The organism is Pseudomonas entomophila (genome assembly GCF_018417595.1).
GTDB classification, from domain to species: domain Bacteria; phylum Pseudomonadota; class Gammaproteobacteria; order Pseudomonadales; family Pseudomonadaceae; genus Aquipseudomonas; species Aquipseudomonas entomophila_C.
Map to the genome: position 1 here is coordinate 3,969,461 of NZ_CP070982.1, position 19,986 is coordinate 3,989,446.

Sequence of the window (19,986 nt, forward strand, 5' to 3'; positions counted from 1 at the left end):
CTCCTAGGTAGAGGGTGCCACCAGCCGGTACCCCACGCCTGCCTCGGTGATGATGTACCTGGGCGCCGTGGGGTCATCCCCCAGCTTCTGGCGCAAATGCCCCACCACGATCCGCAGGTAGTGGGTGTCATCCACATGGGTTGGCCCCCAGATATCCTTGAGCAACTGCTGCTGGGTGATCACCCGCCCCGGGTGCCCGGCCAGCTGCGCCAGCAGCGCATATTCCTTGCGCGTCAGCGCGACTTCGACGCCCTCCAGCGTCACCTTGCGGAAGGCGAAATCCACCACCAGCGGCCCGAAGCTCGCGGCAGACGTCGCGCTGCCGACCTGCGGCGCCTGGCGCAGCAAGGCCCGCACCCGGGCCAGGAACTCCTGGATGCCGAACGGCTTGGTCACATAGTCGTTGGCCCCGCCATCCAGCGCATCGACCTTCTGCACCTCGCTGGCACGCACCGACAACACCATCACCGGCACCGTGCTCCACTCGCGCAGCTCGCGCAGCACCTGCTGGCCGTCCATGTCCGGCAAGCCCAGGTCGAGCACCACCAGGTCGGGTTTGTTCAGGGCAGCCTGGGCCAGGCCTTCAGTGCCGGTGGCGGCCTCTAGCACCTTGTAGCCTTGAGATGCCAGGCTTATACGCAGGAACTTGCGGATCTGCGGCTCGTCATCGATGACCAGCAGGGTAGCGGCTTGGCTCATGGGGCTTCACTTTCGCTGTCGGGTTGAGTGGGCAGCGGCAAGCATAGAGTGATGCAGGTGCCGTGGCCATCGAGGCCGTCGCCGACCAGGATGCGCCCGCCATGGGCGCCGATCATGCCCTGGCAGATCGCCAGGCCCAGGCCGGTGCCCTGCCCGCCCCGATCGCCGCGGGCGGCGGTGTAGAACATGTCGAAGATCTTCTCGCGCTCGTCCTGGGGGATGCCGGGGCCTTCGTCGGCGACGGCGAAGCACAGTTGCTCGTCGCGCACCGAAACCTGCAGCTCAAGACGGCCCTGTGGTGGCGAGAAGCGGGCGGCGTTCTCCAGCACGTTGATCAGTGCCTGCTCGATCAACGCCGCATGCACGAACAGCAGCGGCAGCTCGGGCGGGACTTCGGTATGCACGCGCAAAGGCGCCAGCACCACGCGCAGGCGGTTGAGGGCGCTGCCGACGATATCGGCCGGAGCCACCCAATCGCGAGCCAGCTTGAGCGTGCCGTGGCCCAGGCGGGTCATGTCCAGCAGGTTCTGGATATAGCGGTCCAGGCGCTCGGCCTCGTTGCGGGTGCCTTCGAGCAGTTCGCGGCGGTCGTCCGGGGGGATGGCGTCGCCCAGGGCCAGCAGGCTGTCGATGCTGCCGCGCATGGAAGTCAGCGGCGTGCGCAGGTCGTGGGACACCGAGGCGAGCAAGGCGCTGCGCAACTGCTCGGTCTCGCCGTGCAGGCGCGCCGCTTCCAGCTGCTCGCCCAGGCGGGCGCGGGCCAGGGCCTGGGCCAGGGGTTGCGCCAGGGCCATGAGCAGGCGACGCCGCTGGGCGCTCAACGGTTCGCCGTTGCGTGGGCGTATGCCGAGCAGCGCCAGGGGCTGCTCTTCCACGGCCAGCGGCCACCACCACCAACGACCGTGGGGCAAGGTGTCGCTGCCGAAGCCGGCGGCCTGGCCGTGTTGCCAGGCCCATTCGGCGGCGGCGCGTTCATTGTCGGTGAAGGCGTGACTGCCACCACTGGCGACTTGCAGCAGGCCGTCGGTGCTGCGCTCCATCAGGCACACCTGCACGTCCTGCCAGCCATCCATGTGCTGGCCGGCGGCGCTGAACACGGCCTGGCGGTCAGTGGCTACCGTGAGGCGGCGCGACAGGTCGAGCAACTGGTTGGTCTGCGCCTGGGTTTCGCGCAGGGCCTGCAGCTGGCGGCGCTGGCGGGCGGCGAGGTTGCCGGTGAGCGCGGCCATCAACAGGAAGAACACCAGGGTCAGCACGTCCTCTTCGCGCTGGATGGCGAAGGAGAAGTTCGGCGGGATGAACAGGAAGTCGTAGGTGAGGAACGACAGCGCCGCGCAGGCCAGCGCCGGGCCCAGGCTGCTGCGCACCGCCACCAGCAGCACGGCGGCGAGGAACACCAGGGAGATGTTGGGCAATGCCAGTACGCTCGACACCGCCCAGGCGAGGCCTGCGGCCAGCACCGTGGCGACCAGCGCCAGCAGGTAGTGGCGCCATACCCACACGCGCTGGACCGCCGCCCGGGCCGGTTGCGGCTGGGCGTCGCGGTCGAGCACGTTGATTTCCAGGCCGTGGCTCTCGCGCAGCAGGCGGGCGGCGACGCCGGCACCAAAGAAGCGCCGGCGCAGCAGATCGCGGGACTGGCCCACCAGTACCAGGCTGGCGCGGCGTTCGGCGGCATGCTGGATCAGCGTGCGCGCCACTTCGCCGGCGCGCAACAACACCACCTCACCGCCAAGGCGCTCGGCCAGTTGCTGGGCGGCCTGCAGGCGATGGCGGGCGGTTTCGTCGCGCAAGCGGCCGTTGTCGACATGGACAACGCTCCACGGCAGATGACGGCGCTGGGCGACACGGCTGGCATGGCGCACCAGCCGCTCGGCCTGGTCGTCGCCATCGATGCCCACCAGCAGGCGACCGCGCAGGGCCGGCGCTTCCTGGCCGCGCTGGCGGTAGCCGCTGGCAAGGTCCGCATCCACCTGGGCGGCGGCGGTCTGCATGGCCAGCTCGCGCAGGGCGGTAAGGTTGGTCTGGGAGAAATAGGCCTCGATGGCCGCCCTCGCCTGCTCGGGCACATAGACCTTGCCCTCGCGCAGGCGCTCGAGCAGTTCGCGCGGCGGCAGGTCGATCAGCACCAGCTCGAACGCCTCTTGCAGCACCCAGTCCGGCAGCGTCTCGCGCACCAGCACGCCGGTGATATCGCGCACTTTGTCGTTGAGGCTTTCCAGGTGCTGGACGTTGACCGTGGTGTACACGTCGATACCAGCGGCGAGCAACTCCTGCACGTCCTGCCAGCGTTTGGCGTGGCGGCTGCCAGGGGCGTTGGTGTGGGCCAGTTCGTCGACCAGCACCAGCGGCGGCGTGGCCTTGAGCAGGCCGTCGAGGTCCATTTCCTCGAGCATCACGCCGCGGTATTCGCTGCGCAGCAGCGGTTGCTGGGTCAGGCCACCGAGCAAGGCCTCGGTCTCGGCGCGGCCATGGGTTTCGACCACCCCGGCCACCACGCGCACGCCCTGGCGTTGCTGGGCATGGGCGGCTTGCAGCATGGAGAAGGTCTTGCCGACCCCGGGCGCGGCGCCGAGGAACACCTTGAGCCTGCCCCGGCCTTCCCGGGGCAGGCCGGCCAACAGCGCGTCGGCGCGGGCGGAGTCACTCATGTTTCATCCTTCACAAGTAGCGAATCTGGGCCTGCTGCGCAGGCCATCGCGGGGGGGGGCGCCCCCCCCCCCCGGGGGGGGGGGGCCCGGGGGGGGGGGGGGGGCGGGGTCGCAAAGCGACCCCCGGCATCAATGGCTCGGTGCGAGGTGCTCAAGCGCCTGGTTCAGCGCCAGCACATTGACCACCGGCGGCCCGATCAGTGGACGCAGGGTGGCGTCATTCACCAGCACTTGCAAGCGCTCCTGCGCGACCTGTCGCGCCGCCGCCACACGCGGCAGCTGGTAGGCGATCGCCTCGGGCGGCAGGTGCGGGTCCAGGCCGCTGCCGGAAGTGGTCAACAGCGCCTGGGGCACCGGCCCCAACTGCGCCTGATACTGCGCGGCAGCATCGCCCTTGACCCGCTCGGCCAGCGCCGGGTTGCTCGGCGCCAGGTTGCTCGCGCCGCTGGCCACGGTGGCATAGGCGCCCGCCGAAGGCCGCGCCTGGAACCAGGCGTCGCCCTTGAATTCCTGGGCGATCAGCGCCGAACCGCGCACCTCGCCCCGGTCATCGCGCACCAGGCTGCCATTGGCCTGCTCAGGGAAGGCGACCTGGGCAATGCCGGTCACCGCCAGGGGGTACAGCGCGCCGGTGACCACGGTCATCAGCAGGACCAGGCTCAGGGCCGGGCGTACATAAGCAGTCATGTCAGTCTCTCCTCAGACCAGGTGCAGCACGTTGAGCAGCATGTCGATCAGCTTGATCCCGGCGAACGGCACGATGATGCCGCCCAGGCCGTAGATCAGCAGGTTGCGCCGCAGCAGGTGGGCGGCACTGGCGGCTTGCACCCGCACCCCGCGCAGGGCCAGGGGGATCAGCACGATGATGATCAGCGCGTTGAACACGATGGCCGAAAGGATCGCGCTCTGCGGGCTGGCCAGGTGCATCAGGTTGAGCACGCCCAGCTGCGGGTAGATGGCGGCGAACAGCGCCGGCAGGATGGCGAAGTACTTGGCCACGTCGTTGGCGATGGAGAAAGTGGTCAGCGCGCCACGGGTCACCAGCAGTTCCTTGCCCACCTGCACCACGTCCAGCAGTTTGGTCGGGTCGCTGTCCAGGTCGACCATGTTGGCCGCCTCGCGGGCAGCCTGGGTGCCGTCGTTCATGGCCATGCCCACGTCGGCCTGGGCCAGCGCCGGGGCGTCGTTGGCGCCGTCGCCGCACATTGCGACCAGGCGGCCGTCGTTCTGCTCCTGGCGGATGCGCGCCAGCTTCTTCTCCGGGGTGGCTTCGGCGAGCACGTCGTCCACGCCGGCCTCGGCGGCGATGGCGGCGGCAGTCAGCGGGTTGTCGCCGGTGACCATCACGGTGCGGATGCCGAGCTTGCGCAGTTCGGCGAAACGCTCGCGGATGCCGGGCTTGACCACGTCCTTGAGGTGGATCACGCCAAGCAGGCGCTTGTCGACGCACACCAGCAGCGGCGTGCCACCGCTCTGGGCGATGCGTTCCACTTCACGGGCCAGGGCGGCGGGCAGCTCCAGGCGTTGCAGGCCGCAGAAGGCCAGCACCGCATCAACGGCGCCCTTGCGGTAGCGACGCTGCTGGAAGTCGATACCCGACAGGCGAGTCTCGGCACTGAAGGGGATGGCTTCGTACTGGGTGCTCGACGGCTCGTCGAAGTCGTGCAACTGGCGCAGGTACTCGACGATCGACTTGCCTTCGGCGGTGTCATCGGCCAGCGAGGCGAGCAAGGCGCCCTCCCCCAGCTCCTTGGCGGTCACGCCCGAGGCTGCGTGCAGGGCGCTGCAGCGGCGGTTGCCGAAAGTGATGGTGCCGGTCTTGTCGAGCATCAGAGTGTGCACGTCACCGGCAGCCTCCACCGCACGACCGGAACGGGCGATCACGTTGAGGCGTACCAGGCGGTCCATGCCGGCGATGCCAATGGCCGAGAGCAGGCCGCCGATGGTGGTGGGGATCAGTGTCACCAACAGCGCGGCGAGGAAGATCAGCGGCAACTCACCACCGGCGAAGCGGGCGAACGGCTGCAGCGTGACCACCACGATCAGGAAGATCAGGGTGAGGCCGATCAGCAGGATGTCCAGGGCGATTTCGTTGGGGGTTTTCTGCCGCTTGGCGCCTTCGACCAGGGCGATCATGCGGTCCAGGGTCGACTCACCTGGGTTGCTGGTGATGCGGATCAGCAACCAGTCGGAGACCAACCGGGTGTTACCGGTGACGGCCGAGCGGTCGCCGCCGGACTCGCGGATCACCGGCGCGGACTCGCCGGTAATGGCGGCTTCGTTGACGGCGGCGATGCCCTCGAGCACTTCGCCGTCACCGGGGATCATCTCGCCAGCCACGACGCGCACCACATCGTCTTTGCGCAGTTTGGTGGCAGCGACGGTTTCGAAGCTGCCATCGCTCTTGCGACGTTTGGCGGTCAAGCCCTGGCTACCCGCCTTGAGGCTGTCGGCGCGGGCCTTGCCACGGCCTTCGGCCAGGGCTTCGGCGAAGTTGGCGAACAGCACGGTGAACCACAGCCAGACGGCGATCTGCACCGCCACGCCGATGCTCACGCCGCTGCCGGGGGCGAAGCACAGCACGGTGGTCAGCACGGCGGTGAGGGCCACCACCAACATCACCGGCGAGCGCTTGAGCTGGCGCGGGTCGAGCTTGACGAAAGCCTGCACCAGGGCCGGGCGCCACAGGGCGGCGAAGCGGGTCTGGTCCTTGGCGCTCTGGCGCGCCTTCACTTCAGGAATGGGCATGTTCATGGTGTATTCCTCAGAAACCCAGGCTCAGGTGTTCGGCGATCGGCCCGAGGGCCAGGGTCGGCAGGAAGGTCAGGCCACCGACCAGCAGGATGGTCACCAGCAGCAGCGTGGTGAACAGCGGGCCGTGGGTGGGGAAGCTGTTGAGGCCTTGCGGCGCGCTCTTCTTCGCCGCCAGGCTGCCTGCCAGGGCCAGCACCGGCAGGATGTAGCCGAAGCGGCCGATGAGCATGGCCAGGCCGATCATCACGTTGTGGAACGTGGTGTTGGCGCCGAAGCCGGCGAAGGCCGAGCCGTTGTTGGCGGTGCCGGAGGTGTAGGCGTACAGCAACTGGCTGAAACCGTGGGCACCGGGGTTGGTCACCGCGCCGGCCGGCCCAGGCAGGCTGGCGGCGATGGCACCGAGGATCAGCACACCCACCGGCATCACCAGCAGGGTGGCCACCAGCAACTGCACTTCACGGGCCTGGAGCTTCTTGCCCAGGTATTCCGGGGTGCGGCCGATCATCAGGCCGGCCAGGAACACGGCGATCAGCACGAACAGCAGCATGCCGTACAGGCCGGCGCCGACACCGCCGAAAATCACCTCACCCAGCATCATGTTGACCATCGCCACCATGCCGGTCAGCGGGTTGAGGCTGTCGTGCATGGCGTTGACCGAACCGTTGGAGGCGGAGGTGGTGGTCACCGTCCACAGCACGGAACCGGTGGTGCCGAAGCGGCTCTCCTTGCCTTCCAGTGGCGCGCTTTGCTGCACCTGGGCGCTTTCCAAGGCTGGGTTGGGCTGGTGTTCCGACCACAGCGCGGTACTGCCGCCGATCAGGAACAGCGCCAGCATGCAGGCGATGATTGCGCGGCTCTGGCGCAGGTCCTTCACGTAATGGCCAAAGGTGAACACCAGGGCCACCGGGATCAGGATGATCGAAGCCACCTCGAACAGGTTGCTCCAGGCCGTGGGGTTCTCGAACGGGTGCGCCGAGTTGACGCCGAAGAAGCCGCCACCGTTGGTGCCCAACTGCTTGATGGCGATCTGGCTGGCGGCCGGGCCGAGCGGGATGGTCTGGTCGGTGCCTTGCAGGGTCACGGCGTGGACGTAGTCGGCGAAGGTCTGTGGCACACCCTGCCACACCAGCAGCAGCGCCAGTACCAGGCAAAGCGGCAGCAGGCCATAGAGGGTGGCGCGGGTCAGGTCGACCCAGAAGTTGCCCAGGGTGCCGGCCGAGCGGCGGGCGATACCGCGGCTCAAGGCGACCAGCACGGCCAGGCCGGTGGCGGCGCTGACGAAGTTCTGCACGGTCAGGCCGATCATCTGGGTCAGGTAGCTGACCGAGGCCTCACCGCTGTAGGACTGCCAGTTGGTGTTGGTCATGAAGCTGACCGCGGTGTTGAACGCCAGCGACCACTCCTGGCCGGGCAGGTGCTGCGGGTTGAGCGGCAGCGAGCCTTGCAGCTGCAATACGGCGAACAGCAGCAGGAAGCCGGCCAGGTTGAAGGCCAGCAGGGCCAGGGTGTACTGCTTCCAGTTCTGCTCCTGGTCGGCGTTCACGCCTGACAGGCGATAGCAGCCCCGCTCCACCGGGCCGAGGATCGGCGACAGCCAGGTACGCTGGCCTTCCATCACCTTGTAGTAGAAGCGCCCGAGCCATGGCGCCGGCAGCAGCACGATGGCGAAGAACGCCAGCAGCAACAGGTAATCGTAACTGTGCATGGTCGCCCCTTAGCCGCGATCGGCGCGCAGCAGCGCCACCAGCAGGTAAACCGCCAACGCCACCGCCAGAAGCAGTGACAGCCCGTCGAGCATGTACATGAGTGAATCTCCCCTGATTGCGGCGTGAGGGCCGCTTTGGGGAAATTGTCCGAGCGTGGGGCGTAAAGGGGCGAGACCAGGGGTGGGGCCGGGGCATAAAGAATGCGTAAAGATCAGGTATTGCGGTGCCTGTACCGGCCTGTTCGCCGGCAAGCCGGCTCCTGCGGGGTGAACAATGCAGGAGCCGGCTTGCCGGCGAACCGGACTTCAATGCTGCGGCGATTGCTGCCCGGAGTTGCGGCTCCAGTCCAGCAGCAGGCTGTACCCCACCGCCAGCAAGGTCGGCCCGATGAACAGCCCGATAAAGCCGAATGCGATCAGGCCGCCGAACACCCCCAGCAGCACGATCACCAGCGGCAGGTTGCCACCCCGGCTGATGAGATAAGGCTTGAGCACGTTGTCCACGCCACTGATGACGAAGGTGCCCCAGATGCCCAGGAACACCGCCATGCCATAGTCGCCCTTCGATACCAGCCACGCCGTGGCCGGTATCCAGGCCAGCGGCGGCCCCATGGGGATCAGGCTGAGCATGAAGGTCACCAGGCCCAGCACGATGGCTCCCGGCACGCCGGCGATCAGGAAGCCGATCAGCGCCAGCAGCGCTTGCGCGGCGGCGGTACCGATCACGCCGTTGACCACCCGCTGCACGGTACCGGCGACCAGGTCGACGTAGTATTCGGCGCGCTCACCCACCAGCCGGTGCAGCAGCCGGTGCACGAACGCCGCCAGGCGCGGGCCGTCGCGGTAGAAGAAGAACACGAACACCAGGCTGAGCGTGAGCTCCAGCACCCCACTGCCGATCTGCGCGCTGCGCGCCAGCAACCAGTTGCCCACCTGGCCGAGATACGGCTTGGCGGAGGCCAGCAAGGCCGCCCCCTGCTGGTCGAGGGACTCCCACCAGCTGACCAGGCGCCCGCCGACGAAGGGAATGCTGCCCACCCACGCCGGCGCGTCAGGCAGGCCGTCGACCTGCACGTCACGCACAAAGGCGGTAGCGTCGCGAATATGGTCGGCCAGGTTGAAGCCCAGCCACACCAGCGGCAACGCGACCAGCAGGATCCACACCGTGGTCAGCAGGCTCGCGGCCAGCGTCTCGCGCCCGCCGAGCAGGCGGGTGAGCAGGCGCATCAACGGCCAGCTGGCGAAGGCGAGAATCGCGCCCCACAGCAATGCCGAGATGAACGGGGCCATCACCCACAGCGCCGCGCCAAGCAGCGCGAGCAGCAGGATCTGGATCAACAGGCGGTCATTGTTGGCCATGGCGCTCACTCAACGGATCAGTTCCAGGTGCAAGCCTTCGGTCGGTGCATCGCCCACTTCCAGCCGGGCGCTGCGCACGCCGGCCTGGACCAACTGCTCGCGCCAGGCCTCGGCGCCACTGCCGCTGAGGCTGGCGCGTAGCGTGCTGTCGAGGTTGAGGCTGCGCGCCAGCAAGGCGGCCCAGGTGGCCTGGGGCTTGGCCAGGTCAGGGTAGTCGAGTTTGCCGGTGTCGCGCAGTTCGCGCAGCACCGTGGCGGGGGTGGGCAGCAGTTCGCCCAGCGGGCTGGCGGCGACGAATTCCTCGACATGCAGGTAGGCGCGGCGGTTGCCGCGGGTCACGCTGTACAGCGCCACCAATGTATCGGCTTCTTCAGCGGAGCGGCGCAGGAGGATGAACGCCTGCTGTTCGTCGCCCCCATTGAGACGGGCATTGGCGAACACGTCGTTGGCCCACAGGCTGGCCTCGCCGCAGTCGCGCCCCTGGCACCAGAACAGTGGATAGCCGCCGTCGTGCTGCAGCGCTTCGCGGGCACTGGTGAAAGCCTCGCGGGCGCTGCGCTCGACCGGCAGTTCATAGGTGACCGAACTGACCTGGCCGCGGCTTTCGACCTTGTCATCTACTCGCAGGCGGCCGCTGATCTTGCGTAGCGGGCCCATCGGGTAGACCCGCTCCTGCTCCACGGCTGGGCGTTGGTCGACCACTTTGGCATCGACGGGGACTGGCAGGTTACCCGCAAACAGCAGCGGGCTGACGGCGGCGAGGCAGGCGGCGAGGGCGCCGCGAATGAAAACAGGCGCGCTCATCGGCCGCCCTCGCGGGGGCCGGGGCAAAGCGCGTGAATGTCTGGCAAGTACATGGTTGTCTCCCTTTCAACCCGTCAAGCCTCGACACTTGCCTGGTGCAAGTCAAGGAATGCCAAAGAAGCGATTGAAACAGTCTGCGACAAGGGTCGCGCCCTCGGCGTCGTTCAGGTGCAGGTGATGCCCGCCTGGCAGGGTCGCCTGCTCGAAGGGTAGCTGCTCCAGAAGCTCCGTGTGGCGCGCCAGCATGCCGTCGGCCGCGACCACCAGGCAGGCCGGGCAGGCGACGCGCTGGACGAAGGCCATGGCCTGGGCCTGGTTCAGGCGTGTTGGCGAGGGCAGCGTCAGGCGGCTGTCACTGCGCCAGCTGTAACCGCCGGGCACCGGCATCAGCCCGCGCTGGGCCAGCAGTTCGGCGGCCTCGCGGCTGACCGCGACCATGCCTTTCATGCGCGCCTCGACACCCTCCTCCAGGGTCGCGTACACCATCTTGCGCTTGCCCTCCAGGCGCAATTGCGCCTGCAACGCCATCCCCAGGCGCTCGGCGGCGTCCTGCTCGGCAATCGTGGGCGGAATGACACCGTCGATGAGCGCGAGATGGCTGATACGCTCTGGCAAGGCCCCGGCCAGTTGCACCGAGATGATCGCGCCCAGCGAGTGGCCGAGCAGGCCGAAACGCTGCCAGCCCAGCTGTTCGGCGACCCGCAGCACGTCATGGGCATAGTCGGCCAGGGCGTAGCCGGCGCCGATTGGGCGATGTTCCGAGTAACCGTGCCCGGCCAAGTCCAGGGCGACGATGCGCAACCCTTTCAATTGCGGCGCCAGGCGGGCGAAGCTGTTGGCGTTGTCCAGCCAGCCATGCAGGGCGATCACCGGCAGGCCATCGGCCGGCCCGAACAGGTGCGCGGCCAGCTCGATATGACCGAGCGCCAGGCGCACTTCCTCGACTTGCGCGCTCATGGCTGCTGGCTCCAGCGGTCGAACAGGCCCTTGATCAGGCTCGCGGTGTCACAGGGGCGCTCCAACGGGAACATGTGCCCGCCCGGCAGGCTGTGGTACTCGCCCTTGGCCATGGTGCGTACCGCCAGCCCATGGTGCTTGCGGATCACCCGGCTCTGGGCGCCGCGCACCATGGCCAGCGGCACCTGTAACTGGCGGGGTGGCGCCGGGCTGACGTGGGGGATGCTGCGGTAGATGCTGATCTCGGTGGCGGGGTCGAAACGCAGGCGCAGGCCGCCCTCGGTACTCACCAGGCCGTGTTCGAGATACGCCTCGAGGCATTCAGGGTCGAAATGGCGGAACAGGGTCTTGCCCGAGAAATACCGGCGAGCGCTGTCCCGGTCGGGAAACGCCTCACGTCGCCCCAACGTACGCCCGGCCGGGGTGATGCGGTCGATGAAACCCAGGCGTTTGGCTGCCTGGATGAGCCATTCGTCGACACGGGTCAGCACCGGTGAGTCGAGCATCACCACCCCCCGGTAGTACTCAGGATGGCGCAGCGCCGCATGCAAGTGCAGCACGCCACCCAGCGAGTGCCCGACACCCCAGACCGGGGCTGGCTGTTGCTCCAGATGGTGGAGCAGTTCATCGACCAGGCTCTGCCAGTTCTCGTTCACCGGAAAGCGTGGGTCATGGGCATGCTGCGCCAGGTGCCGAACTTCGTAGTCCGGTGCCAGCGCGGCGAACAGCTTGCCGTAGGTGGCCGACGGGAAGCCGTTGGCGTGGGCGAAGAAGATCTGCTGCGACATGGCCGCCTGCTCTGCACGGTGAAGGTTGGGCCATTGTCGACAATGGTGCCGGTTGCCGGCAACGTCCGGAAAGGTCATCGCCAAGGGCGATCAGGTCATTCAGAACTCGCCGAAGCTCTGCATCGAGCGGCGCAGGCAGGCTTGCACGTAGGCCAGTTGCTGCTTCAGGGCATCACGCGCGAGGCGCTTGTCCTGGGCCCCCAGGCCCAGTCTGCGCAAGGCCAGGCAGCTGCTTTGCAGCAGGTGCGCCATGCGGATGCTGGCATCCTGCAGGCGCCGCAGGTCTTCTTCACCCTCGAACATCGAACCCTGATCGACGCCCCGTGCCTTACGCACCTTGCCCATCAACTGGTAGAGCTTGGCATCGGCCGACTCACGCAAAAGGCTGTATTCGGCAAAATCCAGCACGCTGTCCCGCTGCACCTTTTCCAGTGTGGGCTGCAGATCAACCGAACACACCAGCTCCAGCCTTCGGCCTTTCATCCCACACTCCCGGGTCTTGCCGCACGTTCACATCCTGGCGACGACCCTAGCAAGCGCTCGGAGCGCGCAACAACTGGCAAAAATGCCAGTTGCCGGCATCACATTGGATGATGAAGCCCACGCAGGGTCATCAGCCCTGCCAGCGGCCAGTCGCCTTCCAGCTCAGCCAGGCAGGCAGTGCTCATGGGCGCAGGCTGCTGATGGCCGTGCTCGAGCAGACTGACCAGAGTGCCCACCAGCGGCTGGTGGCTGACCAGCAGGACATGTTCGAGGCCCAGCCGCTCGATTTCACCTATCACCGCCTGTGCATCGCTGTCCGGAGTGAGCCATGGCTCGGTGCGCACCGGCTCGGCGAATCCAAGGCTCTCGTGCACCAGGGCCGCGGTCTGTTGCGCCCGCACGTAGGGGCTGGCGATGATCGCCTGCAACGGCTGGCCCAGCAGCCGGGCGGCGCTGCGTAGCACCTGCTCGCGACCATGGGCGGTCAGGCACCGCTCGGCATCGCTGTTCGCGCGAGGTTCGGCCTCGCCATGGCGCAGTACCCAAAGCTTCACAGCTTGGGTTCCTCGTCACGCACCGGGTGCGGTGCCGGGGCCACGGCGTGGGGCGCTTCACCTTCAGGCGCACGCGGCGCCGGCCAGTCGGCGAACGGCCAGGGCTTGCTGTCGGTGTGGAAGCTGCCGAAACGGCCGATCTGCGCCAGGTACTGGCTGAGGCTGTCGCCGAAATTCATCAGGCTGGCGCTGGGGGCGCCGTAGATCAGCCGGTAGATCAGCTGGACCAGCACCAGGCCGCCCAACAGCAGTTCGGCCAACTGCCAGACCACCAGGAACACCAACATCCACAGCACTCGCAGGATGATCGATTCGCGCTGGGCGCGCTCCGGGGTATCGTTCATAGGTCGCTCCTTCAATCAATTGAAACCACTGGTGGAAATGAAATCGACATCGGTCTTGGGCTCGGCGCGCATCAGGTGCTCAATCACCTGGTTGAGCGTGCGGCCCTCGAACAGGATGGCGTGCAGGCCCGCCACCAGCGGCATGTACACCTGCACTTCCTGGGCCTTGGCCTTGAGCACCTTCAGCGTGTTGACCCCTTCGGCCACCTCGCCCAAACGGCTGACCGCCTCCTCGAGGGTCAGGCCCTGGCCCAGGGCATGGCCGACCTGATAGTTGCGGCTCTTGGGCGAGGAACAGGTGACGATCAGGTCACCGACACCGGCCAGGCCCAGGAAGGTCATGGGGTTGGCACCTTGGCTCACGGCGAAGCGGGTCATCTCCGCCAGGGCACGGGTGATCAGCATGCTTTTCGTGTTCTCACCCATCCCCAGCGCCACAGCCATGCCGGCGATGATGGCGTAGACGTTCTTCAGCGCGCCGCCCAGCTCGACACCGAAGCGATCGGCGCTGGCATAGACACGGAACGTGCGGCCATGCAGCACTTCCTGCACCTGCCTGCACAGTGCTTCGTCCTCGCTGGCCACCACGGTGGCGGTCAGCGCATGCTCGGCGATTTCGCGTGCCAGGTTGGGGCCCGACAGCACACCGATACGTGCCTCGGGCGCGATCTCTTCGAGGATCTGGCTCATCAGCTTGAAGGTGTGCGCCTCGATACCTTTCGTGAGGCTGACCAGGCCCTTGCCGCGCAGCAGCTCGGCGTGGGGCGCCAGCACGCTGCGCAAGGCGCTGGAAGGCAAGGCGACGAAGATCAGTTCGCAGCCCTGTAGCGTGGCGAGCAGGTCGTTGACCGGCTGTACGCCTTCATGCAGGCGGATACCCTTGAGATAGCGCGGATTCTCGCGATTGACGCGCATCGCCTCGGCCTGGGCCGGGTCGCGCATCCACTGGTGAACCGGATGGCCGTTCTCCGCCAGCAGGTTCGCCACGGCAGTGCCAAAGCTGCCGCCTCCAAGAACTGCAACAGGTTGCTGTTCAGTCATATCCAATCCGTTAACCAATAAAGTAAAGGGCGACCTGCGCATTATACGGGGCACATGCGACAGAACCAGTGTCGCGTCGCAAGGCGTGGGAGCGGGCTTGCCGCGCGATGCGGCAATTCGCCAGCCGTCGATCACTGGCAAAAGCCACGCGGTCGGTTAACATGCCTGATTCATCTCTGAAACAAGGCCGTTTCGTGTTCCCTGGCACGCCCCCTTACCCACGCCTGTTGCTGCTGACCGCCCTGCTCGGCGGCCCGGCCATGGCCGACGATCTGTTCATCGACAACCAGGACCTGCCCCAGGTTCTGACCGCAACACGCCTCAAGCAATCCCCGGCGGCGGTGCCGGGCAGCATGACCGTGCTCGACAGCGCGCTGATCCGCGCCAGTGGTGCCCGTGATATCCCCGAGCTGCTGCGCCTGGTCCCCGGCATGATGATCGGCTACGGCGCCGGCAACCAGCCGACGGTCAACTACCACGGCAGCAACGTCAGCGACGCCCGGCGCATGCAGGTGCTGATCGACGGCCGCTCGGTGTACCGCGCGGGCCTGGCCACGGTGGACTGGAGCGACATCCCCGTGGCCATGGAAGACATCGAGCGCATCGAAGTGTTCCGTGGCCCCAACACGGTCAGCTACGGTGCCAACGCGCTGATGGCGGTGGTCAACATCCTCACCCGCAACCCCGCCGACAGCCATGGCACCCGCGTGAAAATGACCCGGGGCCAGGATGGCATCAACGACTACTACGCCAGCCAGGGCTTTGGCTGGGACAGTGGCGACCTGCGCTTGTCGCTGTCGGGCCAGCAGGACGACGGCTTCGACGAAGACCAGTTCGGCCGCGACTACCGCGACAGCCGCCGGGCCAACCGCATCAACATCAATGCCGTGCACAGCCTGGCACCGAACCAGACGCTGGATTGGCAGCTGGCGGCGAAGGAAGGCAGCAACCAGCGGCCGTATACCTATCAACCGGTGTTCGGCAACTACCGGGCCGGCAACAATGCCGACGTCAACGCCAAGGACTATGCCGGCTCGGTGCGCTGGAACATTGACTTTGACCCGGAGCACAGCCTGTACATCCAAGGCTCGGCCCAGCACTTCGACCGCCAACAGGTGTGGGGGGCCTGCGATGCCGCCATCGCCTTCAGCCCGGAGCTGACCCAGATGTGGCGACTGGACCCCAACTTCACGGAAAAGGTCGCACGCAACCTGCACACCGGCAACCTGCCCACCACCAGCGACCCGACGCTCGCCACGCTGATGGGCCAAGTGCGGGACCAGTGGTCCAACGGCGGTCGCAACACCATCTGCGGCGACGTCGACCAGAGCACCCGCGAGACCCGCTACGACCTGGAGATCCAGGACACCCTGAGCCTGACCGACAGCCTGCGCCTGGTCAGCGGCCTGAACTACCGCTATGACCGCGCCGACTCGCAGACCTACTTCAACGGCAGCCTCGATGACCAGACCTGGCGCCTGTTCGGCCAGCTCGAATGGCGCGCCGACGAACACTGGATCCTCCAGGGCGGGGCGATGTACGAGCACTCCCAGCTGTCGGGCAACTCGCTCACCCCACGGGTCGCGGTGAACTACCTGATCACACCGCGCCACGGTTTGCGCGCGGTGTACTCCGAGGCGATCCGCTCGCCGGACATGTTCGAGAACAATGTCAACTGGAGCTACACGGTCAAGAACCTCACCCCCAACCTCTACGGCCTGCAAAACGGCGAATACTTCGTCAAGACCCGTGGCCCCGGCAACCTGGACCAGGAACGCATGCGCTCGCGCGAACTGGGCTACAACGGCAATTTCACCGACCTCGACCTGAGCATGGACGTGAAGCTGTTCTACGACGAGATCACCGGGATGATCAGCGAGCCGTTGAAGAACAACCAGTTCATCGCCAGCAACGCCAACAAGGCACGCTTCACCGGCAGCGAAGCGCAGTTCGACTGGCGCGCCACCCAGCGCGACCGCCTGCGCGTCACCTACGCCTACGTCGATGCCTGGGCCAGCAACCCCAACGACCGGCGCCTGAGCGCACGCAACAGCGGCTCGGCCGGCTGGCTGCGCGAATGGGGTCAGGGTTGGTCCAGCGCGCTGTTCTATTACGGCGACGACGCACTCAACCAGTACCGCTACGAGCGTGTCGACCTGCGTCTGGCCAAGCGCTTCAAGGTCCAGGGCAGCAACCTGGAGCTGGCTGCCCTTTGGCAACAGCGCCTGGATGACGAGCCGGTCACGCTGGAGCAGAACCGCTACGACAGTCGCCACCGCCTGAGCGTCAGCGCGGAGCTGGAGTTCTGATGATCGGCTTGCTGCGCTTGCTGCTGCTCTGCCTGCTGCCACTGGGGTCGCTGTCCGCCAGCGAGATCCTGCTGGTGGGCGCGGAAGATCAGCCTGGCATCCGCAGCTTTGCCGCGGCCCTGGAAAAGCGCCGGCCGCAGGACCAGGTACGCTTCCAGACCGTGGCACAGGTGCCACGCCCAGGCCAATTGAAGGGCGACACCCGGCTGATCCTGCTTGACGGCTCGGCACTGGAGTGGCGCCTGGGTGAAAGCGCCGGGCCGCCTGCGCTGGCCCTGCGGGTCAGCCGGGTTCAGGCCGAACAACGCCTGGGAGCCTCACGCCCGGCATTCCTCAGCCTGCTGTGGAGCGATCCGCCGCTGTCGCGGCAACTGCGCCTGGCCCGATACCTGTTGCCGCAAGCGCAGCGGGTCGGTGTGCTGTACGGTGAACACAGCCGCTTCCTGCTCGATGAGCTGCGCCAGGCCGCCTCGGCGCAAGGGTTGGAGATCGTCGCCCAAGACTGGCCCGACCTGCGCGACAGTCGCCCGCTGCAGCACCTGCTGGGCAACAGCGATGTCCTGCTCGGGCTCGACGACCCTGAACTCTACAATTCAAAATCCGCGAAGAACGTGCTGCTCAGCAGCTATGCACGGCAGATGGCCTTGATCGGCCCCAATGTAGGCTTCGTGCGCGCCGGCGCCCTGGCCAGCACCTTCAGCGACCAGGATGACTGGTTGACCGTGCTCGGGCACCTGCTCGACCAACCGCCGGCCCGCTGGCCGCGCAGCCTCTACCCCACCCACTTCGGCGTCAGCGGCAACCAGCAGGTCGCCCGCGCCCTTGGCCTGGAAGCGATCGACCCGGACGCCGCCGCCCTGGCCGTGGCCGAAGGAGAAACCACGCCATGAGCAAACGCCTGAGCTGGGACATTCATACCCGCACCCAGATCATCAGCTTGGGCCCTGCCCTGCTGCTCACCTTGCTGCTGATCAGCTTCTTTACCTTTGTGCGCATCCAGGATTTGCGCCAGGAGCTCAACCACACCGGGCAACTGATCGCCAACCAGTTGGCCCCTGCCTCCGAATATGGGGTGATCTCGGGCAACAACGAAGTGCTCGACAGCCTGATGCGCGCCACCCTGAGCATCCCCCATGTGCGCTTCCTCGAAGTGCAGGACAGCCGCAATCACATCCTGGTGTACGTGGAACAGCCGGATGAAAGCCTCAATCGCGCGCAACGGGTGGAGGTGTTCCAGGCCCCCATCCGCCTGCAGCAGATTCGCCTGGACAACGACTTCCTGCTAGGCAAGGCACCACCACCGACCATCGGTGATGATTACCTGGGACGGGTGATCGTCGGGATGTCCGATGACGCCTTCAGTCAACGCCAGCAGGAAATCGTGATCAAGGCCGCGATCCTGGCGCTGTTCGCGCTGTTGTTCACCTTCCTGCTCGCCCGGCGCCTGGCCATGAGCCTGTCGAAGCCGATCAGCGACATGGGGCACGCGGTACGGGCGATCCAGCAGGGTGACTTCAATGCGCCGCTGCCGGTGGTCGACGACAGCGAACTGGGCCACCTGGCGCGGCACATCAACAACCTTGCCAGCGCCCTGGACCAGGCCGCCCACGAACAACAACAAGCCATGGGCCAGTTGATCCAGGCCCGCGAGGAAGCCGAGCAGGCCAACCGCGCCAAGTCGGACTTCCTGGCCATGATGAGTCATGAGCTGCGCACGCCCATGAACGGCGTGCTGGGCATGCTGCAACTGCTTGAGACCACCCAGCTTACCAGCGAGCAGACCGAATACACCGCGGTCGCCAGCGAGTCCACCGGGCACCTGCTCAAGGTGATCAACGACATCCTGGACTTCTCGCGGATCGAGCGCACCACGCTGGAGCTCGAACATATCGACTTCAACCTGGCCGAGCTGATCAGCAGCAGCGTCCAGTCGTTCCAGCACACCGCCCAGCAACGCGGCCTGGACCTGCACCTGCAACTGCCAGCGGGCATCGACCACCTGCAGGTGGTGGGTGACCCGACGCGAATCCGCCAGATCCTGCTGAACCTTGTAGGCAACGCCCTTAAGTTCACGGAGCGTGGCGAAGTGGCGGTGGAGGCCCGCTGGCAAGTACTCGACCGCCAGTTGCTGTGGTTTACCTGCACCGTGCGCGACACCGGCATCGGCATCGACAGCAATCGCCTGGAAATGATGTTCGTCGCCTTCCAGCAGGCCGACAGTTCGATCTCGCGGCGCTATGGCGGCACCGGCCTGGGCCTGTCGATCGCCCGCACCCTGGCCGAGCGCATGGGCGGCCAGTTGCGCGGCGAAAGTCGCGAAGGGCTTGGCTCTACGTTCACCCTGGAAATGCCATTGGCGCTGGCCGCCGTGCCGGCCAGCCTGCTGCCCGGCGCGGTGCTGGATGCGCCCTGCGGCATTGCAGGTGGACGGATCCTGCTGGTGGAGGACAATCCGGTCAATCAGAGCGTCATCGAAGCCATGTTGCGCAGCCTGGGCTACGAGGTCAGCCTGGCCATCGATGGCGCCCAGGCGGTCGAGCAGGTAGGCCAGCAACGTTTTGTCGCAGTACTGATGGATTGCCGCCTGCCGCACGTGGATGGCTACGAGGCGACCCGGCGCATCCGCCTGTTACCGCAACATGCCGACCTGCCGATCATCGCCCTGACTGCCAGCGCCCAGCAGGGCGACCGCGAACGTTGCCTGGCGGCGGGCATGAACGATTACCTGAGCAAGCCGTTCAAACGCACCGACCTGCAGCGCATCCTGCGTCGCTGGTTGCCCGGTCAGACAGCCGCGACTGGCGATAAATGCTAAAGTGCGGCAGTCTTAGGGACTGGACAGGACCGCCGCTGGGCCTGAAAATAACATTTCAGTGCACACCTGTACTCTTTTTGCCAGGTGCGCTGTGACTTTCACCACAACGCAATAGTCTACCTGTAGGCTGCCGCCTCGAATGCAAAGCGCTTCGGGCCGGCCGGGAAGATTCATCCCCTGCCACAGGGGGTTATTGAGGAGCTCGCATGACCAAACAAAACGCCTTTACCCGGGAAGACCTGCTGCGCTGCAGTCGCGGTGAGCTGTTCGGCCCCGGTAACGCGCAACTGCCCGCCCCGAACATGCTGATGGTCGATCGCATCACTCACATCAGCGAGGAAGGCGGCAAGTTCGGCAAAGGTGAATTGGTCGCCGAGCTGGATATCAATCCGGACCTGTGGTTCTTCGCCTGCCACTTCGAAGGCGACCCGGTGATGCCGGGCTGCCTGGGCCTTGACGCCATGTGGCAGTTGGTCGGTTTCTTCCTCGGCTGGCAAGGCCTGCCGGGCCGTGGCCGGGCGCTGGGTTCGGGCGAAGTGAAATTCTTCGGCCAGGTACTACCCTCCGCCAAGAAAGTCACCTACAACATTCACATCAAGCGCGTCCTGAAGGGCAAGCTGAACATGGCCATCGCCGATGGCTCGGTCAGCGTCGACGGTCGCGAGATCTACACCGCCGAAGGCCTGCGGGTCGGCGTGTTCACCTCCACTGACAATTTCTAAG

Annotated in this window: 18 protein-coding genes; 4 read left to right on the forward strand and 14 right to left on the reverse strand. The window is 66.6% G+C overall.

The features are described from left to right. Nucleotides 1-3: 3 nt before the first annotated feature. From JYG34_RS17190 to JYG34_RS17255, 14 genes are all read right to left on the reverse strand, one after another. On the reverse strand, nucleotides 4-699 hold the full coding sequence (locus JYG34_RS17190; protein ID WP_213657574.1) for a response regulator: 696 nt from the start codon (nucleotides 697-699) through the stop codon (nucleotides 4-6). Further along, nucleotides 696-3,350, reverse strand: a complete 2,655-nt coding sequence (locus tag JYG34_RS17195) for a sensor histidine kinase (RefSeq protein WP_213657575.1) — start codon at nucleotides 3,348-3,350, stop codon at nucleotides 696-698. The genes JYG34_RS17190 and JYG34_RS17195 overlap by 4 nt, the downstream gene beginning before the upstream one ends. 129 nt (nucleotides 3,351-3,479) lie before the next feature. Continuing rightward, nucleotides 3,480-4,037: a potassium-transporting ATPase subunit KdpC gene (kdpC, locus tag JYG34_RS17200; RefSeq protein ID WP_213657576.1), complete on the reverse strand. Its 558-nt coding sequence runs from the start codon at nucleotides 4,035-4,037 to the stop codon at nucleotides 3,480-3,482. A gap of 12 nt (nucleotides 4,038-4,049) precedes the next feature. Next, nucleotides 4,050-6,104: a potassium-transporting ATPase subunit KdpB gene (kdpB, locus tag JYG34_RS17205; RefSeq protein ID WP_213657577.1), complete on the reverse strand. Its 2,055-nt coding sequence runs from the start codon at nucleotides 6,102-6,104 to the stop codon at nucleotides 4,050-4,052. A 10-nt stretch (nucleotides 6,105-6,114) separates the two neighbouring features. Further along, nucleotides 6,115-7,809, reverse strand: a complete 1,695-nt coding sequence (kdpA, locus tag JYG34_RS17210; RefSeq protein ID WP_213657578.1) for a potassium-transporting ATPase subunit KdpA — start codon at nucleotides 7,807-7,809, stop codon at nucleotides 6,115-6,117. Nucleotides 7,810-7,818: 9 nt separating this feature from the next. Continuing rightward, nucleotides 7,819-7,908, reverse strand: coding sequence for a K(+)-transporting ATPase subunit F (kdpF, locus tag JYG34_RS17215; RefSeq protein WP_011534724.1), 90 nt, complete (start codon nucleotides 7,906-7,908; stop codon nucleotides 7,819-7,821). Nucleotides 7,909-8,115: 207 nt separating this feature from the next. Then, on the reverse strand, nucleotides 8,116-9,168 hold the full coding sequence (locus JYG34_RS17220) for an AI-2E family transporter (RefSeq protein ID WP_213657579.1): 1,053 nt from the start codon (nucleotides 9,166-9,168) through the stop codon (nucleotides 8,116-8,118). Nucleotides 9,169-9,177: 9 nt separating this feature from the next. Further along, nucleotides 9,178-9,972, reverse strand: a complete 795-nt coding sequence (locus JYG34_RS17225) for a DUF4892 domain-containing protein (protein WP_213657580.1) — start codon at nucleotides 9,970-9,972, stop codon at nucleotides 9,178-9,180. 102 nt (nucleotides 9,973-10,074) lie between these two features. Continuing rightward, complete coding sequence (locus JYG34_RS17230; RefSeq protein WP_213657581.1) at nucleotides 10,075-10,929, reverse strand: alpha/beta fold hydrolase; 855 nt, start codon at nucleotides 10,927-10,929, stop codon at nucleotides 10,075-10,077. After that, nucleotides 10,926-11,717 carry an alpha/beta fold hydrolase gene (locus JYG34_RS17235; protein WP_213657582.1) on the reverse strand — a complete coding sequence of 264 codons (792 nt, stop codon included), beginning with the start codon at nucleotides 11,715-11,717 and terminating at the stop codon, nucleotides 10,926-10,928. The genes JYG34_RS17230 and JYG34_RS17235 overlap by 4 nt, the downstream gene beginning before the upstream one ends. Before the next feature lie 99 nt (nucleotides 11,718-11,816). Then, a complete protein-coding gene (locus JYG34_RS17240; protein ID WP_213657583.1) occupies nucleotides 11,817-12,200 on the reverse strand; it encodes a hypothetical protein in 384 nt (127 codons plus the stop codon). Nucleotides 12,201-12,298: 98 nt separating this feature from the next. Then, entirely contained in the window at nucleotides 12,299-12,754 is a 456-nt protein-coding gene (gene sixA, locus JYG34_RS17245) for a phosphohistidine phosphatase SixA (protein WP_213657584.1), read from the reverse strand. Next, nucleotides 12,751-13,098 carry a DUF4389 domain-containing protein gene (locus JYG34_RS17250; RefSeq protein ID WP_213657585.1) on the reverse strand — a complete coding sequence of 116 codons (348 nt, stop codon included), beginning with the start codon at nucleotides 13,096-13,098 and terminating at the stop codon, nucleotides 12,751-12,753. Before JYG34_RS17250 ends, sixA begins: the two co-directional genes overlap by 4 nt. 15 nt (nucleotides 13,099-13,113) lie before the next feature. Then, complete coding sequence (locus tag JYG34_RS17255; protein WP_213657586.1) at nucleotides 13,114-14,139, reverse strand: NAD(P)H-dependent glycerol-3-phosphate dehydrogenase; 1,026 nt, start codon at nucleotides 14,137-14,139, stop codon at nucleotides 13,114-13,116. A 161-nt stretch (nucleotides 14,140-14,300) separates the two neighbouring features. Between JYG34_RS17255 and JYG34_RS17260 the strand changes: the two genes are divergently transcribed. From JYG34_RS17260 to fabA, 4 genes are all read left to right on the forward strand, one after another. After that, a complete protein-coding gene (locus tag JYG34_RS17260) occupies nucleotides 14,301-16,448 on the forward strand; it encodes a TonB-dependent receptor plug domain-containing protein (RefSeq protein ID WP_213657587.1) in 2,148 nt (715 codons plus the stop codon). Next, entirely contained in the window at nucleotides 16,448-17,338 is an 891-nt protein-coding gene (locus tag JYG34_RS17265; RefSeq protein ID WP_213657588.1) for an ABC transporter substrate-binding protein, read from the forward strand. The genes JYG34_RS17260 and JYG34_RS17265 overlap by 1 nt, the downstream gene beginning before the upstream one ends. Continuing rightward, a complete protein-coding gene (locus JYG34_RS17270; protein WP_213657589.1) occupies nucleotides 17,335-19,263 on the forward strand; it encodes a response regulator in 1,929 nt (642 codons plus the stop codon). The genes JYG34_RS17265 and JYG34_RS17270 overlap by 4 nt, the downstream gene beginning before the upstream one ends. Nucleotides 19,264-19,469: 206 nt before the next feature. Beyond that, entirely contained in the window at nucleotides 19,470-19,985 is a 516-nt protein-coding gene (fabA, locus tag JYG34_RS17275) for a 3-hydroxyacyl-[acyl-carrier-protein] dehydratase FabA (RefSeq protein WP_011534736.1), read from the forward strand. Nucleotide 19,986: the final 1 nt, after the last annotated feature.

Bases quoted from the DNA above. Each gene is read 5' to 3' on its own strand.
- kdpC (WP_213657576.1), bottom strand. From the start codon at position 4,037: ATGACTGCTTATGTACGCCCGGCCCTGAGCCTGGTCCTGCTGATGACC.
- JYG34_RS17235 (WP_213657582.1), bottom strand. From the start codon at position 11,717: ATGTCGCAGCAGATCTTCTTCGCCCACGCCAACGGCTTCCCGTCGGCC.
- JYG34_RS17260 (WP_213657587.1), top strand. From the start codon at position 14,301: ATGCCTGATTCATCTCTGAAACAAGGCCGTTTCGTGTTCCCTGGCACG.
- JYG34_RS17270 (WP_213657589.1), top strand. From the start codon at position 17,335: ATGAGCAAACGCCTGAGCTGGGACATTCATACCCGCACCCAGATCATC.
- JYG34_RS17230 (WP_213657581.1), bottom strand. From the start codon at position 10,929: ATGAGCGCGCAAGTCGAGGAAGTGCGCCTGGCGCTCGGTCATATCGAG.
- fabA (WP_011534736.1), top strand. From the start codon at position 19,470: ATGACCAAACAAAACGCCTTTACCCGGGAAGACCTGCTGCGCTGCAGT.
- JYG34_RS17190 (WP_213657574.1), bottom strand. From the start codon at position 699: ATGAGCCAAGCCGCTACCCTGCTGGTCATCGATGACGAGCCGCAGATC.
- JYG34_RS17265 (WP_213657588.1), top strand. From the start codon at position 16,448: ATGATCGGCTTGCTGCGCTTGCTGCTGCTCTGCCTGCTGCCACTGGGG.
- JYG34_RS17250 (WP_213657585.1), bottom strand. From the start codon at position 13,098: ATGAACGATACCCCGGAGCGCGCCCAGCGCGAATCGATCATCCTGCGA.
- kdpB (WP_213657577.1), bottom strand. From the start codon at position 6,104: ATGAACATGCCCATTCCTGAAGTGAAGGCGCGCCAGAGCGCCAAGGAC.
- JYG34_RS17195 (WP_213657575.1), bottom strand. From the start codon at position 3,350: ATGAGTGACTCCGCCCGCGCCGACGCGCTGTTGGCCGGCCTGCCCCGG.
- kdpF (WP_011534724.1), bottom strand. From the start codon at position 7,908: ATGTACATGCTCGACGGGCTGTCACTGCTTCTGGCGGTGGCGTTGGCG.
- JYG34_RS17225 (WP_213657580.1), bottom strand. From the start codon at position 9,972: ATGAGCGCGCCTGTTTTCATTCGCGGCGCCCTCGCCGCCTGCCTCGCC.
- kdpA (WP_213657578.1), bottom strand. From the start codon at position 7,809: ATGCACAGTTACGATTACCTGTTGCTGCTGGCGTTCTTCGCCATCGTG.
- JYG34_RS17255 (WP_213657586.1), bottom strand. From the start codon at position 14,139: ATGACTGAACAGCAACCTGTTGCAGTTCTTGGAGGCGGCAGCTTTGGC.
- JYG34_RS17220 (WP_213657579.1), bottom strand. From the start codon at position 9,168: ATGGCCAACAATGACCGCCTGTTGATCCAGATCCTGCTGCTCGCGCTG.
- JYG34_RS17240 (WP_213657583.1), bottom strand. From the start codon at position 12,200: ATGAAAGGCCGAAGGCTGGAGCTGGTGTGTTCGGTTGATCTGCAGCCC.